13 protein-coding genes are annotated in these 22,768 nt (G+C 70.1%); 5 read left to right on the top strand and 8 right to left on the bottom strand.

Annotation, left to right across the window (positions count from 1 at the left end; translation table 11 throughout):
- Nucleotides 1-15: 15 nt before the first annotated feature.
- Nucleotides 16-1,263, bottom strand: a complete 1,248-nt coding sequence (locus tag BTE28158_RS14500; RefSeq protein ID WP_151052034.1) for a phosphatidylserine decarboxylase family protein — start codon at nt 1,261-1,263, stop codon at nt 16-18.
- 117 nt (nt 1,264-1,380) lie between these two features.
- On the opposite strand from BTE28158_RS14500, the gene BTE28158_RS14495 reads away from it, so the two are divergent.
- The 5 genes from BTE28158_RS14495 (at nt 1,381) to arsH (ending at nt 4,519) form a co-directional block, all read left to right on the top strand.
- Nucleotides 1,381-1,635, top strand: a complete 255-nt coding sequence (locus BTE28158_RS14495) for a hypothetical protein (protein WP_151052032.1) — start codon at nt 1,381-1,383, stop codon at nt 1,633-1,635.
- A gap of 149 nt (nt 1,636-1,784) precedes the next feature.
- Nucleotides 1,785-2,120, top strand: coding sequence for an ArsR/SmtB family transcription factor (locus BTE28158_RS14490; RefSeq protein ID WP_059602419.1), 336 nt, complete (start codon nt 1,785-1,787; stop codon nt 2,118-2,120).
- 22 nt (nt 2,121-2,142) lie between these two features.
- Nucleotides 2,143-2,637: an arsenate reductase ArsC gene (locus tag BTE28158_RS14485; protein WP_151052030.1), complete on the top strand. Its 495-nt coding sequence runs from the start codon at nt 2,143-2,145 to the stop codon at nt 2,635-2,637.
- A gap of 68 nt (nt 2,638-2,705) precedes the next feature.
- Nucleotides 2,706-3,776 (top strand): ACR3 family arsenite efflux transporter, encoded by a 1,071-nt coding sequence (gene arsB, locus BTE28158_RS14480; protein WP_151052028.1) that lies wholly within the window; start codon nt 2,706-2,708, stop codon nt 3,774-3,776.
- A gap of 20 nt (nt 3,777-3,796) precedes the next feature.
- Entirely contained in the window at nt 3,797-4,519 is a 723-nt protein-coding gene (gene arsH, locus BTE28158_RS14475) for an arsenical resistance protein ArsH (RefSeq protein WP_151052026.1), read from the top strand.
- An 83-nt stretch (nt 4,520-4,602) separates the two neighbouring features.
- Here arsH and treY read toward each other — a convergent pair whose 3' ends face one another.
- The 7 genes from treY to BTE28158_RS14440 are packed head-to-tail and all read right to left on the bottom strand — an operon-like array spanning nt 4,603 to nt 22,696.
- Entirely contained in the window at nt 4,603-7,368 is a 2,766-nt protein-coding gene (treY, locus tag BTE28158_RS14470; RefSeq protein ID WP_174919938.1) for a malto-oligosyltrehalose synthase, read from the bottom strand.
- Nucleotides 7,365-9,671, bottom strand: a complete 2,307-nt coding sequence (gene malQ / locus BTE28158_RS14465) for a 4-alpha-glucanotransferase (protein WP_174919936.1) — start codon at nt 9,669-9,671, stop codon at nt 7,365-7,367. The genes treY and malQ overlap by 4 nt, the downstream gene beginning before the upstream one ends.
- On the bottom strand, nt 9,668-11,539 hold the full coding sequence (gene treZ, locus BTE28158_RS14460) for a malto-oligosyltrehalose trehalohydrolase (protein ID WP_174919934.1): 1,872 nt from the start codon (nt 11,537-11,539) through the stop codon (nt 9,668-9,670). The genes malQ and treZ overlap by 4 nt, the downstream gene beginning before the upstream one ends.
- A gap of 9 nt (nt 11,540-11,548) precedes the next feature.
- Nucleotides 11,549-13,663: a glycogen debranching protein GlgX gene (gene glgX / locus BTE28158_RS14455; RefSeq protein WP_151051533.1), complete on the bottom strand. Its 2,115-nt coding sequence runs from the start codon at nt 13,661-13,663 to the stop codon at nt 11,549-11,551.
- Nucleotides 13,664-13,695: 32 nt separating this feature from the next.
- Nucleotides 13,696-15,897 (bottom strand): 1,4-alpha-glucan branching protein GlgB, encoded by a 2,202-nt coding sequence (gene glgB / locus BTE28158_RS14450; RefSeq protein WP_151051531.1) that lies wholly within the window; start codon nt 15,895-15,897, stop codon nt 13,696-13,698.
- Nucleotides 15,894-19,304 (bottom strand): maltose alpha-D-glucosyltransferase, encoded by a 3,411-nt coding sequence (gene treS / locus BTE28158_RS14445; protein WP_151051537.1) that lies wholly within the window; start codon nt 19,302-19,304, stop codon nt 15,894-15,896. Before treS ends, glgB begins: the two co-directional genes overlap by 4 nt.
- Entirely contained in the window at nt 19,304-22,696 is a 3,393-nt protein-coding gene (locus BTE28158_RS14440; protein WP_174919932.1) for an alpha-1,4-glucan--maltose-1-phosphate maltosyltransferase, read from the bottom strand. Before BTE28158_RS14440 ends, treS begins: the two co-directional genes overlap by 1 nt.
- Between the last annotated feature and the right edge of the window lie 72 nt (nt 22,697-22,768).

The following is a 22,768-nucleotide window of genomic DNA, read 5'->3' as shown; positions in this document are numbered from 1 at the left end:
GGGCCGGCGCGCGGTTCAGCGTGCGATCGCGACCGGCGCGTTGACCTGCACGACCGGGGTATCGCCGTCGAACGGCGGCGCGAACCAGAAGCGGTCGATCACGCCGGTCTCGAACAGCAGGCAGCAGGTCGAGCCGCCGTACTGGAAATAGCCGATCTCGTCGCCCTTCTCGACGCGCTGCCCCGGCACGACTTCGACGATGCAGGACGAGACATCACCCATTCCGACGAACACGGCCGCGACGGTCCCGATCCCGGGATCGTCGCAGTCGATCGCGACGATCGCGCGTGCGGCGACGGCCGTCATGTATCCCTGCGAGTCGTTGAGCCCGGCCGGGTCCGGGCCCTCCGCTTCGGCGACCGAGTAGTAGGTGCCGTCGACCCGGTACGCGTGCGTGACGGTGCCGCGTACCGGTGCGTGCCAGCGATGATAGTTGTACGCGCTCAGATACGCCTGGTACAGATCGCCGCCGGCGAACCGTTCGGCGAGCGGCAGTCGCGCGGGCGTGAAGATGTCGCGCAGCGAATAAGGCTGGCCCTTGATCCAGAACCTGTCGCGGATCTTCACGTTCGATGCGGTTTGATACGGCGCAGCCTCGCATGCGCTGACGATCACGTGCGCATCGTCCGGTGCCGCGACCGGCCGCGCACCCGCGCGAAAGCGTCGCGTGAAGAAGTCGTTCCACGAGTCGAAGCCCCAGTGCGGCTGGTCCTCGCGATACTGGAACTGCGACAGGCCGAGGCGCTTGCGCGCCTCGTCGCAGAACCAGCCGTCGGGCGGCGACGTGTCGAGATGCGCGCGCGAATGCGGGCCGCCGAGGAAGTCGCACCACACGTTCAGCACCCGCTTCAGATGCGCGTTGACCGCCGCGTCGCGAAACACCGCGTGGCCCGACGGCATGCACATCGGCCAGTCGAGGAACGCGTTCAGCGGGCATACGATCAGGCTCGTTTCGCTGAATGGCGGCGTGTAGGTCATCAGGTGATCGATCACCGTCATCAGTTCGTCGATCGATGCGTAGCCGAGCGTGCGGCCCGCTTCGCGTGCCTCGTCGATCGCGCGGGTGAGGCTCATGCGCAGCACGGCGTCGTCGAACAGCCGCGCGAGTTCCTGCACGGCCGGTGTGCGCAACTGTTCGCCGGCATGCGCGCGTGCGTCGTTCGCGATTTTTTCGCGGTACGCGGCCATGTGCGATTCCTCTCCGGTCATCCATTCGCCGAGGCGATGGCGCGTGGCGGGCGACGTGCTGGGATCGGTCGGCATGGTCATCTCCGGCAAGAATTGCGATACGAACGCAGGCAGCAATGCGCTTGCCCGGTGCGCGGCATCGAAATTGCTGCATCGGGGCGATGGATGCTTTCGATGACTCAGGAGTGACACATGAACGCAGCCTCGAATGTGCGAAAGACGAACGATGCGCCGTCGACCGACGAGCGCGGCGGCGATGAACAGCGGACCGTGGCGCCGACCCGCACGCGGGCACGCGTGCGCGCGGCGACGTCACGTAACGCCGGTAACGCTGCACGGCAGGCCGAACGCGGCGGCGGGAACGGGCCGGTGGCGACGAGCGGCGGTCACAAGACCGCCGAGCCGCATTGGGAAGATGACAGCGGCGCGACGCCGCCGGAAGAGTGATGGGACCTTGAGCGCTTGTTGCTGGCCCGCCAGTCGCTCCGGGCGATAGCAAGCGACGAGCGCAAGCTGGATCGAATCGTCGCCGCGGAAAGAGTCGGGGCCGAGTAGCACTGATTCCTTCGTTTCCATATTTCGAGTAATATCGAACAATGGAAACGAACCAGACCATCGCCGCCCTGTCGGCCCTCGCGCACGAGTCGCGCCTCGCCGTATTCCGCGCGCTCGTGCAGGCCGGCCCGTCGGGCCTGCCTGCGGGGCAAATCGCGACGCTGCTCGACGTGCCGCCGTCGTCGCTGTCGTTTCATCTGAAGGAACTGGCCCACGCGCAGCTCGTCACGAGCCGCCAGGAAGGCCGCTTCGTGTTCTATTGCGCGAACTTCGCGACGATGAACGGGCTGATCGGCTACCTGACCGAGAACTGCTGCGGCGGCAATCCGTGCGCGCCGGTCTCCGCCTGTTCGACCTCCTGCTCCGACCAAACGTAGGCACACGTCTACACACCCGCCGATGACCACCAACGTCCTGATCCTCTGCACCCACAACTCCGCCCGCAGCGTGCTCGCGGAGGGCATGCTCAATCACTGGGCCGCGAAACTCGGCCGAGACGTGCGCGCCTACAGCGCCGGCAGCGCGCCGAGCGGCCGGCTCAATCCGTTCGCGCTCGACGCGCTCACGCGCGCCGGCGTCGATGTCACCGGATACCGCAGCAAGAGCTGGGACGAATTCGTCGGCGATGGCGCGCCGCGCATGCGCATCGTCATCACGGTATGCGACAGCGCGGCCGCCGAGGCTTGCCCGTACTGGCCCGGCAGCCCGGTGAAAGTGCACTGGGGCTACGCCGATCCGTCGAATGCCGAGGGCGGCGACGCAGGCAAGCGGCTCGCATTCGCGCTGACGCGCGAGGCGATCGGTTACCGGATGCTGCAACTGCTGGCGTTGCCGCTCGACCGGTTGAGCGACGCCGAGCTCCAGGCGGCGTTGATCGAGATCTCGCGGAACTGAGCGTCCGCACGGAGGGCACGCGCGAACCCGTGTGCCGCTTGTGTCGTTCCAGCATCGAATCCTGTCCGATGAATACGTCCAATACCATCCCGCCTTGCAACGCCGCCGCGAAGCCGGCGATCAATTTCTTCGAACGCTACCTGACGGTCTGGGTCGCGCTGTGCATCGTCGCCGGCATCGCGCTCGGCCAGGTGCTGCCCGACCTGTTCCAGCGCATCGGCCGCATCGAGTATGCGCAAGTGAACCTGCCGGTCGGGCTGCTGATCTGGGTGATGATTATCCCGATGCTCGTGAAGGTCGATTTCGGCGCGCTGCATGAAGTGCGACGGCACGTGAGGGGGATCGGCGTCACCCTCGCCGTGAACTGGCTCGTCAAGCCGTTCTCGATGGCCTTCCTCGGCTGGCTGTTCATCCGCCAGCTGTTCGCGCCGATGCTGCCGGCGGACCAGATCGACAGCTACGTCGCCGGCCTGATCCTGCTGGCCGCCGCGCCGTGCACGGCGATGGTGTTCGTGTGGAGTCGGCTCACGGGCGGCGATCCGCTGTTCACGCTGTCGCAGGTCGCGCTGAACGACAGCATCATGGTGATCGCGTTCGCGCCGCTGGTCGGGCTGCTGCTGGGGATGTCCGCGATTACCGTGCCGTGGGCGACACTGCTCACGTCGGTGCTGCTCTACATCGTGATTCCGGTGATTCTCGCGCAGCTCTGGCGCAAGCGGCTGCTGCGGAGCGGCCAGGCGGCGTTCGATGCCGCGATGGCGAAAATCGGCCCGTGGTCGATCGCCGCGCTGCTCGCGACGCTCGTGCTGCTGTTCGCGTTCCAGGGCGAAGCGATCCTGAAGCAGCCGCTGGTGATTGCGCTGCTCGCGGTGCCGATCCTGATCCAGGTGTTCTTCAACGCGGCGCTCGCGTACTGGCTCAACCGCGCGGTGGGCGAGAAGCACGAAGTCGCGTGCCCGTCCGCGCTGATCGGCGCATCCAATTTCTTCGAGCTCGCCGTCGCGGCCGCGATCAGCCTGTTCGGTTTTCACTCCGGCGCGGCGCTCGCGACCGTCGTCGGCGTGCTGATCGAGGTGCCGGTCATGCTGCTGGTGGTGCGCATCGTGAACCGGTCGAAGGGCTGGTACGAGCGCGCTTGAGCCAACCACGGAATCCATCCATGACCGACCGACTGACCGACCTGCCGCAACTCGACCCCGAACTCTTTCGCGTGCCGGACGCAAGCCGCTTGCGGCCGGCTTCGCCGTCCACGCATCCGCCGCGTTTCCTGCTGCTGTACGGTTCGCTGCGCGAGCGTTCGTTCAGCCGCCTACTCGTCGAGGAGGCCGGGCGCCTGCTCACAGCGATGGGCGCCGAGGTGCGCATGTTCAATCCGAGCGGCCTGCCGTTGCCCGACGATGCGCCGGAGAGTCACCCGAAGGTCGTCGAGCTGCGCGAACTGGTGCAGTGGTCCGAAGGGATGGTGTGGTGCTCGCCGGAACGACACGGCGCGATGACCGGCATCATGAAGTCGCAGATCGACTGGATTCCGCTGTCGATCGGCGCCGTGCGGCCGACCCAGGGCAAGACGCTCGCGGTGATGCAGGTCAGCGGCGGCTCGCAGTCATTCAACGCGGTGAACCAGATGCGCGTGCTCGGGCGCTGGATGCGGATGCTGACGATCCCGAACCAGTCGTCGGTGGCCAAGGCGTTCATGGAATTCGACGAAGCAGGGCGAATGAGGCGGTCGGCCTATTTCGATCGCGTCGTCGACGTGATGGAGGAGCTGGTGAAATTCACGCTGCTGACGCGCGACATCGATTCGTATCTGGTCGACCGGTACAGCGAGCGGAAGGAGAGCGCGGAGGAATTGTCGAAGCGGGTGAATCAGCGGGCGATCTGAAGGAGCGGCGAGTGCGTCGTCTCGCGAGACACGATCGAGACAGGCAGCGTGTGCGACCACGATCCACAGCCATCCGGACCGATTCAATTCCGAACGCGTGCCGCGACGAGCACCGCCACCGGCAACGCACCCAGACAGCGCTCGAGCCGAATCACGCCGTCAGGCGCCGCGACTTCGCTTCCGTCGCTCAGCCAGTCGATCCACCGCTCGCCGGCGCCTTGCGGCACGACCACGGCCGTATCGCCCCATGCCCGTGGTTCCACGCGCGGTAGCGCCGGCGCTTCGCCGAGCAGCCGGCACGCGAGCCGCGTCACCGCGACCACGACCGTCGCCGCTTCGTCGCAGCGCGCGAACGCCACCGCGTGCCGCCCGAGTTTTCCGCGAACGCGCAGCGGCACGTACGCGCCGTCCGCGAACGTCGTTGGCCAGCGCGTGCGCAACGCGAGCATCCGCTCGACGAGCGCGCGCTTCACCCGCGCATCGGGCCAGTCGCGCAGGTACGCGGCGACCGGTTCGTCGACCCGTTCGGCCGCCAGCTTCGCAAACGGCACGTCGCGCCGGTTGTCCGGATCGACGAGCGAGTGATCCCATGACTCGGTACCTTGATACAGGTCGGGCACGCCCGGCGACGCCATCCGCAACGCCGCCTGCGCGAGACTGTTGACGACGCCGGCCGGCGCGATCCGCGCGACGAACGCATGCAGTCGATGCGCGAAATCGCGCGTGCCGTGCGGCGTCAGGATCGCGCGGACGAACGCCTCGCAAGCGCGCTCGTAGTCCGCGTTCGGCGCGAGCCAGTCCGTATGCTGTTTCGCCTCGCGCAGCGCCTTCGTCTGCCACCGCACCACGCGCTCCGCGAGCGCCGCGAGTCCGGCCGCATCGTCGGGCGCGAGCCCCGGCGGCCAGCAGCCGACCAGCGTCTGGTACAGCATCGCCTCCGCGGCAGGCCCCGGCGTCCATGCAAGATCGCGATGCGCGCCGCCGCGCCAAGGCTTGTTCAACGCGGACCACTCGAGCGACACCGCGCGCCACCGGTCCGGCACTTCGCTCAGCACCGCAAGCCGCGCGCGCGCATCCTCGCCGCGCTTGTGATCATGCGTCGCTGTCGCGACGAGCGTGTGCGGAACGGTGTGCGCGCGTCGCCGGTTGCGTGCATGGAACGCGCCGCGCGACAGGCTGAACTCGCCGGCATCGGCGCCGACCTCGTTGCGCGACAGCAGCCGTCCGTAGCGATAGTTGGCCGTGTCCTCGACACCCTTCGCGGCGAGCGGCGCGGTGAGCTGCGCGAACGCGACACGCGCCGCGTGCAGCGCCGCGGCATCCGCGCGCGGCACGCGCGTGCCGGGCAGCCCGAGCCAGCCGGCGACGCGATCGAGCGCGTAGCGGTCGGACGGATCGATCGCCGCGCACGCCGCGTCGTACGCGTGCGCCAGCACGCGACGATCGGCACCGGTCGGTTCGTCGCCGAGGGTCGGGTAGAGCCGGTACACGGGCAGATGCACGGCGAGCTCGCCCAGCACCCGATGGATCGCAATCCGGCTGATGTCGCGCGTCGCGGGCGCGGCACGGGCGACGCGGTGCAACGCCCGCGCGACGCGTTCATGCTCGCCCGCAAGCTGCCGTGTCAGCACGCGCCGCTTGCCGGCCACCGCTTCCTGAGCGAACGAGCGCGCCGAACCCGACACGGCCGCCCAGTGCGCGGCGAGCGGCGCGGCACCAGCCGGGTCGTGCAGCAGCGCGGCGACGTCGTTCATGAAGTCGTAACCGGTCGTGCCGTCGACGCGCCAGTCCTCGCGCAGCGTCTCGCCCGCCGCAAGAATCTTCTCGACGACGACATACGGCCGCTCGTCGCGCTGCGCGGCGAGCCGCGCATGCAGGCGCCGGCAGTACGCACGCGGGTCGGCGAGGCCGTCGACGTGATCGACGCGCAGGCCGTCGATGAAGCCGGCGGCATGAAGTTCCAACGGCAGTGCGTGCACCGCGTCGAACACCGCTTCGTCTTCGACGCGCACGGCCGCGAGCGTCGCGATGTCGAAGAATCGCCGCCAGTTCAGTTCGTCGGCGGCCGTGCGCCACCATGCGAGCCGGTAATGCTGGCGTTCGAGCAGCCGGTGCAGGCACGCGCGCGAGCGCGCGCGGCGCGGATCGGCGCCGCGCAGGATCGCGTCGAACGCATGCGGGCCATGGGTGGCGGCGTAGTCGCGCAGCGCCGCGTGTGCATCCGCGAGGCGCGCGCTGCCACGTACCGACGCGCCAGCGAAACGTTCGGCGAGTGCGTTCAGGTCCGCCCGATTGGCGATGCGCAGGATTTCCGCATAAGTTGCGGCGGCGACCGGCAACCTCCTGCCCGGGCAGGCGAGGAAGAAGCATCCGGCTGAAGGATCGGCGCCGAGCATGATGTCGCCGGCCGCGAGCGCGTCGCCGTAGGGTGCGCCGAGGCAGGGCAGCAGCACCTTGCCGTCGAGCGCCGTATCGGGCGGATGCCAGTCGATGTCGAAGTAGTGTGCGTACGGGCTCGCCGCTCCCCATTCGAGCACGTCGTTCCACCAGCCGTTCGACGCGCCGCCGACACCCATGTGGTTCGGCACGATATCGACGATCACGCCGAGGCCGCGCGCACGCAGCGCGTCGATGAGGCGGCGGAAACCGGCTTCGCCGCCGAGTTCGGCGCGGGTCGTGCGATGGTCGACAGTGTCGTAGCCGTGCGTCGAGCCGGGCTCGGCCGTCGTGATCGGCGACAGGTACAGGTGGCTCACGCCGAGCCGCGCGAAATAGTCTGCGTGCGCGGCCGCGTCCTCGAACGTGAAGCCCGCATGCAGTTGCAATCTCAGGGTCGCGCGCGGGATCATGCATCGTCCTCCGGTACATGGCGTGCGCGCTCGATCGTCGCGATGCGTGTGCGAACGTCAGCGTCGAACAGCGCGTCGACCGTGCGCGGCAATCGGCGCAGCCAGTTCGGGTGGCCGCATGGCGGGCCGGGCAGGTTCGGCTGTTCGGCCAGTGCGAGCAGATCCTCGAGCGGCACGATCGCGAGCGGCGACGGGCTGCGCGCGACGTACGCGAGGACGGCGCCGACCGGCGGCATATCGGCGGGCGGGACCGGATCGCTCACCGGTGCGCAGCCCGCGTGCTGCAACGCGCGCCACAGCATCGCGCGGTCGGTGGCGCGTTCGGCCCGGGCGGCCGTGAGGTCCGGGGCGGGCGACGGTGTGTTCGGCGCGGAGGGCGCGCCGTGGCTGTCATCCGTGGCCGGCGTATCGTCACGCATGACCGGATTGTTTCGTTCGTCCCGGCCCGAGCCGTGTGCGGCCGCGGCGCGACCGATGTCGTCGCCGGCATTGCGTGCACTCGCGGCTCGCCGCACCTGGTCGCTCCGGTGAGCCGCATGCGTGGCCGCATCGGTATTGGCATCCGCGTCCGGGCCCGCCCCGGCCACGACCCGCCGCCATTCGAGATCGACACCACGCCACCAGCCGGCCACCGTCGGCAGATCATGCGTCGACGTCATCGCGATCGCGTCGCGATCCCACGCCGACGGCGGCCGAAATGCGCGACCGGCTTCACGTTCGAACCACAGCACGCGCATCCCCGCGATACCCTGCGCGCCGAGCCGCTCGCGAAAACCTTCCGGCACCGTGCCGAGATCCTCGCCGATCGCGACCGCGCGATGCCGTGCCGCTTCCAGCGCGACGAGCCGCACGAGATCGTCGAACGGATAGCGCAGGTACGCGCCGTCGCGCGGCGACCGGCCCTCCGGCACGATCCACATCCGCGCGAAGCCGAGCACGTGATCGATGCGGATCCCGCCCGCATGCGCGAAGGCCGCGCGCAGCAGCTCGACGAACGGCGCGAAGCCGCACGCGCGCAGCGCGGCGGGCGTCCACGTCGTCACGCCCCATGCCTGGCCGTCTGCATTGAACAGGTCGGGCGGCGCGCCGACCGACACGCCGCGCAGCAGTGTCGCGCCGTGCGCCCACGCATCGCTGCCCGCGCGATCGGAGCCCACCGCGAGGTCGGCGATCAGCCCGATCGTCATTCCCGTATCGCGCGCCGCACGCTGTGCGTTGCCGAGCGCGTCCGACGCGCACCATTGCAGGAACGTATGGAACGCGATCGTCTCGGCATGCGCACGGGCGAAGGCGTCGACCTCGGCTGACGCCGGCGTCAGCCACTGCGCGGGCCATTGCCGCCAGTCCGCGCCGATCCCGTGTTCGATGCAGAACGCCTGCAGCGCGTCGAAGCGCGCGTGCGCGTCGAGTGCCGTGCCGCCCGACGCGCGGAACCGCTCGAACGCGTCGCGCGACGGCTCGCCGTTCGCGCGCCACGCATCGAAACACGCGCGCAACCGGCGCAGCTTCAGCGGCAGCACGTGCGGCCAGTCGATCAGCGGCGTGTCGGCTGCGTTCGGCATGCCCGGCGCCGCGCCGCTCATTCGCCGCACGATATCGGCCCCCGGCACCGCATCGCAGTCGAGATACGCGACGTTGTGCCAGCGCCGCGACGACGGTGAATACGGGCTGTCGTGTTCGGGCAGCGCCGGGTACCCGGCATGCGTCGGACTGATTGCGACCGCGTGCGCGCCGTGCCGCGCCGCACGCGTGGCGAGGCCGGCGAGCGCGGTGTAGTCGCCCGCGCCGTCGTCGCCGGTGCGGCGCAGGCTGTAAATCTGAGCCGCGATGCCCCAGCGGTGCTGCGCGTCCGGCGCGTCGTCGCAGGCATCGAACGGCCGTGTACGCGGCGGCGCGATCGCAAGCCCGATCCGCTGCTCGCCGATGTCGAGTGCGTGATAGCCGGGCAGCGCGAGCGGCGGCAGCGTGCCGTATTCGCCCGCGCCGTTCACGCGCCCGTCGATGTGTCCGCCCGTTTCGAGTGAAATCCGGAAGCGTGCGCCGGGCGGTGCGACACCGCGTGGCAGCGTGAGCGGCACGCCGGCGTCGCCGGTCACGACGCGCGGCGTCGCGTCGTGCGCGTCGGCGAGCGCGGCCGCGCTGTCGACCCGCTCGATCGGCGTGCCGCACGGCCAGCCGAGCGCACCGACGAGCGCCATGAGCGCGTCGTCGTCGACTCGCCGGGCGACGCCGCCCGCATCGATCCAGTCGGGCTCCAGCCCGGCCGCACGCGCGAGTTCGGCGATCGGGACGTCGGTCGTCATGGCCGCGTATGCGCGTTCGAGCGGTGGCTCAGCGCATCGTGGTTGACCGCGCCGTCGCGCCACGCGATGCAGGTGCGCGCAGGCAGCCGCTCGTCGGCCAGACGGTCGCGCGCGCGCGGCGGCGTTTCGAACACGATCTTGCCGACCGGCAGCGCCGACAGCACCGCGTCGTGCGAGCCGGGATTGAACGCGATCGTCAGCGTGCTGCCGTCGCCGAGCCGCCAGCGTGCGACGAGCGCCACCTCGGCGCCGTCGCCGTTGCGGGCCAGCAGCTCGACGCCGAGCGCGCGGGCGCCCGGCAGGTACGGCGTCACGAGCGCCGCGCGCACGGTCAGCGCGCTGCGATAGAAGCGCCGCCACGCGTCGGCGTCGGGCCAAGCGTCCTCACCCGCATGGCCGGGCGACGAGCGCAAGAAGGTGCCGACGTCGTTCGGATCGGGAATCGCGTCGCGATGCGCGGGATCGGCGAACGCGGGAAACGCGGCGAACTCGCGGCGCCGGCCTTCGCGCACGGCGTCGGCGAGTTCGCCGCGATAGTCGGTGAAGAACTGGAACGGCTGCGTGCTGCCGTCTTCCTCGCCCATGAACAGCAGCGGAATCTGCGGCGCGAGCAGCATCAGGGCGGTGGCCGCGCGCACGGCGTCGTCGTTCGCGAGCGCGCGCAGGCGTTCGCCGAACGCGCGGTTGCCGATCTGGTCGTGGTTCTGCAGGAACGTCACGAACGCGGTCGGCGGCAGGTGCGCGCTCGGCTCGCCGCGCGGTGCGCCGCCGTGCAGCGGCGACGGCTCGCCCTGGTACGCGAACCCTTCGCCGAGCGTGCGCGCGAGATGGCGCAGCGGCGCATCGGCGTACGCGCGGTAGTAGCCTTCCCGCTCGCCGGTCAGCAGCACGTGCGCGCTGTTGTGGAAGTCGTCGTTCCACTGCGCGTCGAAGCCGCCGGGCCCGAGCAGACTCGCCGCATTGCGTTCGTTCTCGAGCACCAGATGCACGTGACGCGCGTCGCCCGCGTACGCGCGCACGCGGCGCGCGAGCGCGCGCAGCCACGCGTCGTCGTCGATCGCGTGCGCGGCGTCGATGCGCAGGCCGTCGAAACGGAATTCGTCGAGCCAGTACAGCGCGTTGTCGATGAAGAACGCGCTCGTCTGCGCCCGCGAGAAGTCGATCGCGGGCCCCCATGCGGTCTGCCGGTCCGCACGGAAAAATGCTGGTGCATAGCGCGGCAGCAGGTTGCCTTCGGGGCCGAAGTGGTTGTACACGACGTCGAGCAACACCTGCAACCCGAGCCCGTGGGCGGTGTCGACGAGTGCCTTCAATTCCTCCGGGCGTCCGTACGACGCGTCGGGCGCGAACGGCAGCACGCCGTCGTACCCCCAATTGCGCGCGCCAGGGAACGCGTTGACGGGCATCAGTTCGATCGCGGTCACGCCGAGCGCGGCGATATCCCGCAGGCGCCGCTCGACGTTCGCATAGCCGCCGCACGCGCCGACGTGCAGTTCATACAGCACCGTCTCGTGCCACGGCCGGCCGCGCCACGCATCGTTGAGCCAGCGGTACGCGGCCGGATCGACGACCTGGCTCGGGCCATGCACGCCATCGGGCTGGAAGCGCGACGCGGGATCGGGCACGGCGAGACCGTCGTCGAGCAGGTAGCGGTACAACGTGCCGGGGCCATACGGCGCGACGACCTCGAACCAGCCGTCGCCCGCGGCCGGCATCGGGATGCGCTGCTCGCCGTGCAGTTCGACGGTGGCCGTGCGGCTCGCGGGTGCCCACAGGCGGAACCGCGTGTGCGCTGCGTCGATGCAGGCCGCGCCGAACGACGAGGCGAACGCGTGTGAGACGGGCGGGTGGGTGGTACGTGACGTCATGGCGGCTCCTTACGCGGGCGGGGAGGGCGGCACGGCCGCGACGGCGATCACGGCGGCGTGCGCGGCGACGTCGAGGCCGGCCTCCGGCCACGAACGCGGCCCGGCGTCGGGCGTCGCGGTGTCGAGCAGCACGCGGTAGTCGAGCACCGGCGCGGGGAGCCTGAACGTGATGGGGTGCGTCGACGCGTTCAGCATCACGAGCAACGCCTCGGTGCGTCCGGTGCGGCCCGTGCCGACGCGTCGCATCGTTAGCGCGCGACGCTCGCCGTCCTCCCACGCGGGCACGCTCAGCGCGCCGCCGCGCTCGTCGAACCAGTCGATCTCGTGCATGCCGGGCGCGCCGTCGCGGTCGCCTGACGGATAGCGCGGCGCGGACATCACCGGGTACATGCGCCGCAGCGCGGCGAGCCGCGACACGAAACGCGTCATCTGCACGCCTTCGTCGCTGCGTGCAAGGTCCCAGTCGAGCCACGACAGTTCGTTATCCTGGCAATACGCGTTGTTGTTGCCGTGCTGCGTGCGACCGAATTCGTCGCCGGCCACGATCATCGGCGTGCCGAGCGCGGTGAACAGCGTCGCGAGCATCGAGCGCGCGACGCGCGCGCGCAGGTCGCAGATCGACGCGTCGTCGGTCGCGCCTTCGACGCCCCAGTTCGCGCTGCAGTTGTCGTCGCGACCGTCGCGGCTGTCCTCGCCGTTTTCCTCGTTGTGCTTGTGCGCATACGAAACCAGATCGACGAGCGTGAAGCCGTCGTGCGCGGTGACGAAGTTCACCGACGCCCACGTATGGCGCCGTTGATGATTGAACAGGTCGGCCGAGCCCGCGAGGCGTGCGGCGAGTTCGGGGCGTTGCCCTGCGTCGCCGCGCCAGAAGCGCCGCACGGTGTCGCGAAAGCGGTCGTTCCATTCGGCGAAACCGGGCGGGTGGCGGCCGAGCTGATAGCCGCCGGGCCCGAGGTCCCACGGCTCGGTGATCAGCTTGCGCTGCGCGAGCACCGGGTCCTGCCGCAACGCGTCGAAAAACCCCGCGCCAGGCTCGAAGCCGTGATCCTCGCGGCCGAGCGTCACGCCGAGATCGAAACGGAAGCCGTCGATATTGAACGCGGTGGCCCAGTAGCGCAGCGAGTCCATCACCATCTGCACGACGCGCGGATGCGACATGTTCAAGGTATTGCCGCAACCGGTCTCGTCGACGTGGTAACGCGGGTCGCCGGGCCGCAGCCGGTAGTAGCTGGCATTGTCGAGGCCGCGCCACGACAGCGTCGGGCCGAGTTCGTTGCCTTCGCACGTATGGTTGTAGACGACGTCGAGCACAACCTCGATGCCGGCCGCGTGCAGCTGCCGGATCGCGATACGCATTTCGTCGAGCCGCCGCGTCGACAGATACGACGGCTCCGGCGCGAAGAACGCGGCCGTGTCGTAGCCCCAGTAGTTGCGCAGTCCGCGATTCACGAGCGCGCGCTGCTGCAGGAACGCGTGCACGGGCAGCAGCTCGACGGTCGTCACGCCGATCGACAGCAGGTGATCGACGAATGCCGGATGCGCGAGCGACGCGAAGGTGCCGCGTTCGGGCGCGCGCAGCCCGGCGCGGCGCATCGACGCGCCGCGCACGTGGGCCTCGTAGATCACGGTGCTGCGCCACGGCACGTTCGGGCGCTGGTCGGTGCGCCAGTCGAACGCCTCGTCGACGACCACGGCCTTCGGCATCGCGGGCGCCGAATCGCGGCGGTCCATCGACAGGTCCGCGCGGTTCGAATGCACGCGATAGCCGAACAGCGCGTCGGACCAGCGGAAATGACCGACCAGCTTGCGCGCGTACGGGTCGAGCAGCAGCTTGGTCGAATTGAAGCGGTGGCCATGCTGCGGCTGGTACGGGCCATCCGCGCGAAAGCCGTACACGGTGCCCGGATGCGCGTTCGGCAGGTACCCGTGCCACACCTCGTCGGTGCACTCGGGCAGGTCGAGCCGTGCGAGTTCCTTGCGGCCGGTCGGGTCGAACACGCACAGCTGGATGCGCTGCGCGTGCGCGGAAAACACCGCGAAGTTGGTGCCGAGACCGTCCCAGGTCGCACCGAGCGGATAGGCGCGGCCGGGATCGAGTCGGGATGGCAGGGCGGTCGGCATGGGGCGGGTCTCCGTGTCGAGGTCGCCGGGTGTCAGGCAGGGCTCAGCCACACGGTCGCGAGCGGCGGCAGGCGCAACGCGGCCGACCACGATTCGCCGTGCGCGGGCACGGCTTCCGCCCACACGGCGCCGTCGTTGCCGGCATTGGTGCCGCCGTACACGGCCGCATCGGTGTTCATCAGCTCGCGCCACTGGCCGGGCGCGGGCAGCCCGATGCGATAGCCGGCGCGTGGCACCGGCGTGAAGTTGCTGATCGCGACGACGAGGCGTCCGACATCGTCGCGGCGCGCGAACGCGAACACGCTGTTGTCGCGATCGTCGCCGATCAGCCACGCGAAGCCTTCTGCGTGGCAGTCGAGCGCATGGAGCGCCGGCTCGGCCGCGTACACGCGGTTCAGGTCGCGCACGAGCCGTTGCACGCCGCGATGCGCGGGCGCGTCGAGCAGATCCCAGTGCGGCGTCGCGTCGTGCGCGAACTCGGCCCATTGCGCGAATTCGCTGCCCATGAACAGCAGCTTCTTGCCGGGATGCGCCCACATGAAGCCGAAGTAAGCGCGCAGCGTCGCGAGCCGCTGCCACGCGTCGCCGGGCATCTTCGTGGCGAGCGAGCCCTTGCCGTGCACGACCTCGTCGTGCGACAGCGGCAGCACGAAGCGTTCGGAGAACGCATAGACGAGCCCGAACGTCATCCGGTCGTGGTGATAGCGGCGATGGACCGGATCCTCGCGCAGATACGCGAGCGTGTCGTGCATCCAGCCCATGTTCCACTTGAAGTCGAAGCCGAGCCCGCCGTCGCCGGTCGACGCGGTGACGCCCGGCCACGCCGTCGATTCCTCCGCGAAGGTGACGACGCCCTGCGGCGCGAGCGCACCGTGCAGCGTGTCGTTCAGCGTGCGCAGGAACGCGACCGATTCGAGATTCTCGCGCCCGCCGTGGACATTCGGCACCCACTCGCCTTCCTTGCGCGAATAGTCGCGGTACAGCATCGACGCGACCGCGTCGACGCGGATCCCGTCGACGTGATAGCGCCGTGCCCATGCGAGCGCCGACGCGACGAGGAACGCGCCGACCTCGTTGCGCCCGAGGTTGAACACGCAGGTGTTCCAGTCGGGATGCATGCCTTCGCGCGGGTCGGCGTGCTCGTACAGCGCGCTGCCGTCGAATTGCGCGAGACCGTGCGGGTCGTTCGGGAAGTGCGCGGGCACCCAGTCGACGATCACGCCGATGCCGGCCGCATGCGCGCGATCGACGAAGCGCGCGAAGCCGTCGACCGGCCCGAAGCGCGCGGACGGCGCGAACTGCGCGAGCGGCTGGTAGCCCCACGAGCCGCCGAACGGATACTCGGAAATCGGCATGAACTCGACGTGCGTGAAGCCCATGCCGTGCACGTACGGGATCAGCCGCTCGGCGAGCTCGTCCCAGGTCGCGCTGCGGTCCATTTCCTCGGGCACGCGCTGCCATGACTCCGCATGCACCTCGTAGATCGACCATGGGATGCGGAAGCGGCGGTCCGCGTGCGGCCGTGCGCGCAGCCAGTCGTCGTCGTGCCACGCGAACGCGTCGAGCGCCGCCGTATCGGCGACGACGGACGCGGTGCGCGGCGGTGCCTCGGTCGCGCGCGCGCACGGGTCGGCCTTGTGCGGCAGCACGCGCCCGTCGCTCGCGCGCAGCTCGTACTTGTAGTGCTCGCCTGCGCCGATGCCCGGCACGAACAGCTCCCACACGCCCCACGGCCGCCGTAGCCGCATCGGATGCCGACGGCCGTCCCAGACGTTGAAGTCGCCGACTACCGACACGCGCTGCGCGTTCGGCGCCCACACCGCGAAGCGCACGCCGTCGACGCCGTCGATGCGCGCGGGCGTCGCGCCGAGGCAGTCGAGCACGGCGGCCGGGTCGCCGGCTGCGAAACGCGCGAGCGCCGCGTCGTCGAGCAGCATGCCGAACGCATAGGCGTCGTCGGTCACCTGGCGCGTGTCGGGCCAGTCGATCGCGAGCCTGTAGTGGCCGTCGTGCGCGAGCGTACCCGCGAAACAGCCGGTGTCATTCACGCACGCGAGCGTGCCGAGCTCGTCGCCGTCGGGCGTCACCGCGCGCACGCGCCGCGCGCCGGGCAGCAGTGCGCGCACGACGATCCGCCCGGCATCCCCGTGCGGGCCGAGGCACGCAAACGGGTCTGGATGGCGGCCGGCGAGCAGTGCATCGATATCGCGACGGTCGAACAGCGTGTCGGTCATTGGGCGCCTCCGTTGTCGGGTGTGCCGTGCGCGTCGAGCAGGCGTTCGACGAGCGCGGCGAGCCCGCCGACCGGCACGCCGAGCCAGTCGGGGCGGTTCGCGGCCTCGTAGCACAGCTCGTACGACGCCTTGTCGATCAGGAACAGCGCGAGCAGGCGATCGGCGTAGCGCGGGTCGACGAAGCGTTCGGGCGCCTCGTCGGCGGCTGCGCGATAGCATTCGACGAAGCGGTCGGCGGCGGCCTGCCCGAAGCGGTCGAACAGCGCCCGCTTGCGGCCGGCCGCCTGCGGCGGCGCCTTCTCGATCGCGAATTGCGCGGTCGCGCTCACGTACGACAGTGAGCGCAGGAAGCCGGCCACGTCGCGCAGCGGATGCGACTTCGCACGGCGCCGCGCGAGCGGACGCGCGGGCTCACCCTCGAAGTCGATCAGCAGCGCGTCGCCCTGCACGTCGAGCACCTGGCCGAGATGGAAATCGCCGTGAATCCGCGTGCATTGCGCGTCGAGCGTGCGCGGCACCAGTTCGCCAAGCGCCTGCACGGCCGCGTCGCGCGACGCGAGCAGCGTGTCGGCGGCGGCGCGCATGGCCGGATCGAGCGCATCGAGCCGCGTGGCCAGCACGTCGAGCGCGTGCCTGAACGACGTGATCGCGTCGAAGCACCAGCCGTCGACGTGCTCGGGCGTCGCGCGCTCCGGCGTGAACGCCGGGTCGTCGCACGGCTGCGCCAGCGCGACATGCAGCTGGCCGAGCCGCGTGCCGACGATGCCCGCGAACGCCGCGTAGCCGAGCAGCGCATCCGGCTCCTCGTCGGGCTCGGCCGCTTCGCCGTCGGCGACGGCGGGCAGCGCGAGCTCGTCGACCGCGCGTTTCAGGAAGTCGAACGAACGCGTCCACGCGTCGCCCTGGTTGTCGACGTAGCGCTGCAGGATCGCGACCGTATGCGGCGAGCCGTCCGGATCGACGTGCACGACCTCGCCGGCGAGCGTCGCTGTGTTCGCGTAGCCGATCCGCGTCAGGTGGCGGCTCATCTCCGCTTCCGGATGGATGCCGTGCGCGACCTTGCGCACCAGCTTCAGCACGATCTCGTCGCCGATCACGAGCGAGCTGTTGCTCTGCTCGGCCGCGAGCCAGCGCACGTCGGCGTCGTCGCCGGGGTCGAGCGCGGCAAGCGCACGTTCGGGCAGGAAGTCGAGGCGGCCGCCGTCGGACGTCGGCACCGTCGCGCCGTCGCGCAGCTTGCGCAGCATCCCGCGCGCGAACGCGGGCAGCGCGAACGCGTCGGTCAGGTAGCCGACCGTGTGGCCGCGCCGCACGCGCGCGAGCGCGAGCTGGGCGAACAGCGGATGCGACGTCTCGCCGCCCCATGCGGCAGCCAGCGGCACGACGTAGCGTTCGACGCCGCCGTCGCTCGCGGACACCCAGGCCTCCGCGTACTGGAACGGCTCGTCCGGTATCGGCGTGACGACATTCAGCCACGCATTGCCGATCTTGCGGTCCTTCGACGCGAACCAGCGCCGCCGCGTGAGCCACGACGCGAGCGCATCGTGCGCGAGCGTATGCAGCTGCCCGACGTCGGGCCGCACGTCGCCGCGCCGCATCACGATCGTCACGTACTCGGGCAACGGCTCCGCGTGCGGCTGCCGCCACGACGGCTCGCGGCCGTGCTCGGACAGCACGAACCATAGAAACCCGTACGGCGGAAAGGTGAGCAGGTAAGTGAGCTGCCCGATCGGCGGAAACGCCGAGTCCGACGTCATCTCGATCGGCACGCGGCCCGCGAATTCGGAGAGGTCGAGTTCGACCGCCTGCGACGAGCGCGACAGGTTCGCGACGCACAGCACTGTCTCGTGGCCTTCGAGTTCGCGCAGGTACGCGAGCACCTTGCGGTTCTCCGGGCGCAGGAAGCGGATCGTGCCGCGCCCGAACGACTGCGTCGCGCGACGCGTCGACAGGATGCGGCGCATCCAGTTCAGCAGCGAATGCGGGTCGCGCGTCTGCGCCTCGACATTGACCGCGTCATAGCCGTACAGCGAGCCCATCACGGGCGGCAGCACCAGCAGTTCCGGGTCCGCGCGAGAGAAGCCGCCGTTGCGGTCCGACGACCATTGCATCGGCGTACGCACGCCGTCGCGGTCGCCGAGGTGGATGTTGTCGCCCATCCCGAGTTCGTCGCCGTAGTAGATGACCGGCGTGCCGGGCATCGACAGCAGCAGCGAGTTGATCAGCTCGATGCGGCGCCGGTCGCGCTCCATCAGCGGCGCGAGGCGGCGCCGGATGCCGAGGTTGAGCCGCGCGCGCCGGTCGGACGCATAGGTCTGCCACAGCAGGTCGCGCTCCGAGTCGGTCACCATCTCGAGCGTCAGCTCGTCGTGATTGCGCAGGAACACGGCCCACTGGTTGCTCGGCGCGAGCGCCGGCGTCTGCCGCATGATGTCGACGATCGGGAAGCGGTCCTCGCTCGCGATCGACATGTAGATGCGCGGCATCAGCGGGAAGTGGAACGCCATGTGGCATTCGTCCTCGTGGCCGAAGTATTCCTGCACGTCTTCCGGCCACTGGTTCGCTTCCGCGAGCAGCATGCGGTTCGGATACTCGGCGTCGATCGTCGCGCGAATGCGTTTCAGGATCGCGTGCGTCTCCGGCAGGTTCTCGTTGTTGGTGCCTTCGCGCTCGACCAGGTACGGAACTGCGTCGAGCCGCAGTCCGTCGATGCCGAGATCGAGCCAGAAGCGCATTACCTGGAGCACCTCGCGCACGACGGCCGGATTGTCGAAGTTCAGGTCCGGCTGGTGCGAGTAGAAGCGGTGCCAGTAGTACTGGCCTGCAATCGGGTCGTGCGTCCAGTTCGACGTTTCGGTATCGAGGAAGATGATCCGCGTGCCAGTGTATTTCGTGTCGGTATCGGACCACACGTAGTAGTCGCGATGTATCGAGCCGGGCTTCGCGCGCCGCGCGCGCTGGAACCACGGATGCTGGTCCGATGTGTGGTTGATCACCAGTTCGGTGATCACGCGGATCCCGCGCGCGTGCGCTTCGCGGATGAAGCGCCGCACGTCGGCGAGCGTGCCGTAGTCGGGATGCACGTCGCGGTAATCGGCGATGTCGTAGCCGTCGTCGCGGCGCGGCGACGGGTAGAACGGCAGCAGCCAGATCGTGTCGACGCCGAGCTCGGCGATGTAGTCGAGCTTCATGATCAGGCCGGGGAAGTCGCCGATCCCGTCGTTGTTCGAGTCGTAGAACGACTTCACGTGCACCTGGTAGATGATCGCGTCCTTGTACCACAGCGGATCGTCCGCGCAGAGCGCGGGCGCGCGGCGCCGCGACCGGCGCCGGCGCGGCGTGCCGGCCGGTGCGAGCGAAGGGAACTGCGCGCGGCGCACGTCGTCGAGGGAGTCTTCGCGTTTCATCATGCGTGTGCTCCGGAAGGGTGTCGGGCGTCGCCCGGCTCGGGCGCCGCCGCTCGCGCGGCGCCGGGAGACGGCGCGAGCCGCCAGATCGCATACGGCCGGACGTGCGGGTCGAGCGACACGTACTGGCGATGCCCGCGCCACGTTTCGGCATGCGCGGCGTCCTGTTCGAACGCGTCGAGCGGCTCGCCGTCGACGAGCCCGAAGCCGCGCCACAGCGACGCGTCGAGCGTGAAGTTCGCGGCCTGCGGGTGCCACGGGTCGAGGCTGATCGCGACCGCGACGACGCTGTCGTGCGCGGGCGTCGCCTTCACGAACACGAGGACCTGGTCGTTGTCCGCGTCGGCGAACGTGAGGCCAAGGTGAGTTTGCAGCGCCGGATGCTCGCGCCGCGCGCGGTTCAGCCGCGCGACTTCGGCGCCGATGTGCGCGGCCTTGTTCCAGTCGCGCGCGCGCAGCTCGTATTTCTCCGCATCCGCGTATTCCTCGCTGTCGGGCAGCGGCGCCGATTCGCCGATCTCGAAGCCCGAATACAGGCCCCACGAGCCGGCGAGCGTCGCCGCGAGCGCCGCGCGGATCACGAACTGCGAGCGCGGCGCGTTCTGCAGGTGGCGCGGATTGATGTCGGGCGTGTTCACGAAGAAGTTCGGCCGGAAAAACTCGCGCGGCGGACCGGCCGTCAGCTCGGTCAGGTAATCGATGAACTCGCGCTTCGTCTCGCGCCACGTGAAATACGTGTACGACTGCGAGAAGCCGACCTTCGCGAGCCGGTACATCATGCCCGGCCGCGTGAACGCCTCCGACAGGAACACGACGTCCGGATGCTTGCCGCGCACGTCGGCGATCATCCACGCCCAGAACGGAAGCGGCTTCGTGTGCGGATTGTCGACGCGGAAAATCCGCACGCCCGCGTCGACCCAGAACAGCACCGCGTCGCGCAACGCGACCCACAAGTCGGGTAGCGCGTCCGGCGCGTAGAAGTCGGGATTCACGATGTCCTGATAGCGCTTCGGCGGATTTTCCGCGAAGCGCAGCGAGCCGTCGGGCCGCCATGCGAACCAGCCCGGGTGCGCGGCGAGCCACGGATGGTCGGGCGAGCACTGGATCGCGAAGTCCAGCGCGATCTCGAGCCCTTGCGCGCGCGCCGCCTCGACCAGCGTCCGGAACGACGCGAGCGTGCCGAGCTGCGGATGCACGGCCGTGTGGCCGCCGTCGTGCGAGCCGATCGCGTACGGGCTGCCGACGTCGTCCGGGCCGGCCTTCAGCGTGTTGTTGCGGCCCTTGCGCGCGGTCGTGCCGATCGGGTGGATCGGCGGGAAATACAGCACGTCGAAACCCATGTCACGGATGCGCGGCAACTGCGCGATCACGTCGTCGAACGTGCCGTGCCGGTGCGCATCGTTGCTCGCCGAGCGCGGGAACATTTCGTACCAGCTCGAGAAGCGCGCGGCGCGGCGCTCGACGTCGACCGGATAAACCGTTTCGTCATGGGTGACGAACGGCCGGTAGCGCAGCGCCGCGAAGTCATCGGCGAGCGCGGGCGCGCCGATCAGCGCGAGGCGTTCGTCGGGCGACGCGTCCTTGAATTCGGCGCTCAGCCGTTCCATCTGCCCGATCGCGCGCGGATCGGCCGGGTCGGCCTGCTTCAGCGCGGCCGCGAGCAGCAGTTGCGCTTCGCGCACCTCCAGCGTCACGTCCTGACCGGCCGCACGCTTCTTCGCGATGTCGGTGACGAGCGATGCCCAGTCGTCGCGCCATGCGATCACGCGGAACGCGTGGCGGCCGAGCCGGTCGAGCGAGATGCGCGCGTGCCAGCGATCGTTCGGCTCGGCGACGAACGGCACTTCGCGCCAGTCGTCCTCGTCGTCCGCGCGCCATTGCAGCGCTGCCGCGAGATGCGCATGCCCGTCCGAGAAAATAGATGCGTGTACAACCAGCGTTTCGCCGATCACGCGCTTGATCGCGAAGCGGCCGCCGTCCACGGCCGGCTCGACGCGTTCGATCGCGATCCGGTCGGCCACGAGCGCGGCGGACAGCGCGGTGCGCTCGCTCGCGGCGTCGGCGCGCGGGATCGCCGGTGGCGCGCGCCAGGCTTCGCGCAGCGCGTAGCCGCCGGGTTCGAGCGTGAACGCTTCCAGCGCGACCGGCGCGTGCTTGCGCGCGCCGTCCGGCGTCGCGACATGGGTGAAGCAGCCCGGCACGCCGGGCAGGATCGTGGCGGGATCGACCGGCGCTTCGGTATCGAGATCGGGATTCAGCGCGATCAGCAGTGCCGTGTCGTCGTGCTCGAGCGACGGGCCCGTGCCGCGCAACAGCGCGGTCGCGGCTGCGCCGGGCGCACTCAGTTGCGCGATTTCGCCGCGCTGGGCCGCGAGCGGCGTCGCGCGGCGCCACGCGTTCGCGTCGGCGATCGGGCCGGACAGATCGAAGCGCGCGCCGTCGAACGCGGCGCGATAGCGCGTGGCATCCGCATCGCGTGCCATCAGCGGCAGCGTGACGCCGCGTTCGAAGCCCATCGGCACGAGCCAGCCTGTGCCGACCGCCGCCGCGGTCCACAACGCGCGGTGATACGCCCGGGCGACCGTCTCGTCCGGCGCGTCGCGCCAGTCGTCGGCGAGACGCGGACCGTCATAGGCGTCGGGAAACGCGATCGGCGAGCCAATGCGCCGCAACAGACGGTGTTCGTCCGCGAACCATGGCGAACGCAGGTCCCACCAGCGTACCGACGAGAACACCGCGTCGAAGCCGGCCGCCTCGAATTGCGCAAGCGCGTCGCGCGCATGGCCGGGTACGCCGGCCAGCACCGCGACGTCCGGGCGCGCGCGCCGCAGCGCCGCGCGCCAGCCGGGCCACCACGCGGCCGGCAGATGATGCGGCGCGTCGATCAGGAAGCCGGCCGCGCCGGCGTCCGCGAACGCAGCGAGATGCGCGCACCACCACGCGGCGAGTGCGTCGTGTGTCGAATCCTCGCCGACCTGTGCATGCGCGACGTCGAGTTCATGCGCGGCGCGGCGCGGATCGATCAGCGCGTCGTCGTGCGAGCGCTCGACGTACCAGTCCGGATGCTCGACGCGCAGCGGATTGGCGCGCGCGATGCGATCGGGCACGACTTCGAGCATCACGCGCAGCCCGTGGCCGTGCGCGAGCTGCGCGAGCCGCGAGAACGTCTCGAGCGCGCCGGCGCGCGTCGCGAACGTCGCTGCCGGCCGATGGAAGTCGGCGACGTGACGCGGAAAACCCGCGACGCTGGCGGCCCAGAAGCCGCCGATCAGCACGTGATCGAAGCCCATGCCCGCGATGTGTGCGAACGTGTCTGGCCACGCGTCGAGCGGACCGACGAGGCGGGCATCGCAGAAGTAGAGATGTGGGGCGAAGGGGGGCGTGACGTTCATGGAATGGCGTGGGCAGGCGGCGGCGAACGGTAACGGCCGTGCGCCGCAACCCGCGTGCCTGCGGCGCTGCGC

It is taken from the genome of Burkholderia diffusa, from assembly GCF_902499115.1.
In the GTDB taxonomy this organism is placed as follows: Bacteria; Pseudomonadota; Gammaproteobacteria; order Burkholderiales; family Burkholderiaceae; genus Burkholderia; species Burkholderia diffusa.
This window is presented reverse-complemented; position numbering and strand designations above follow the sequence as displayed.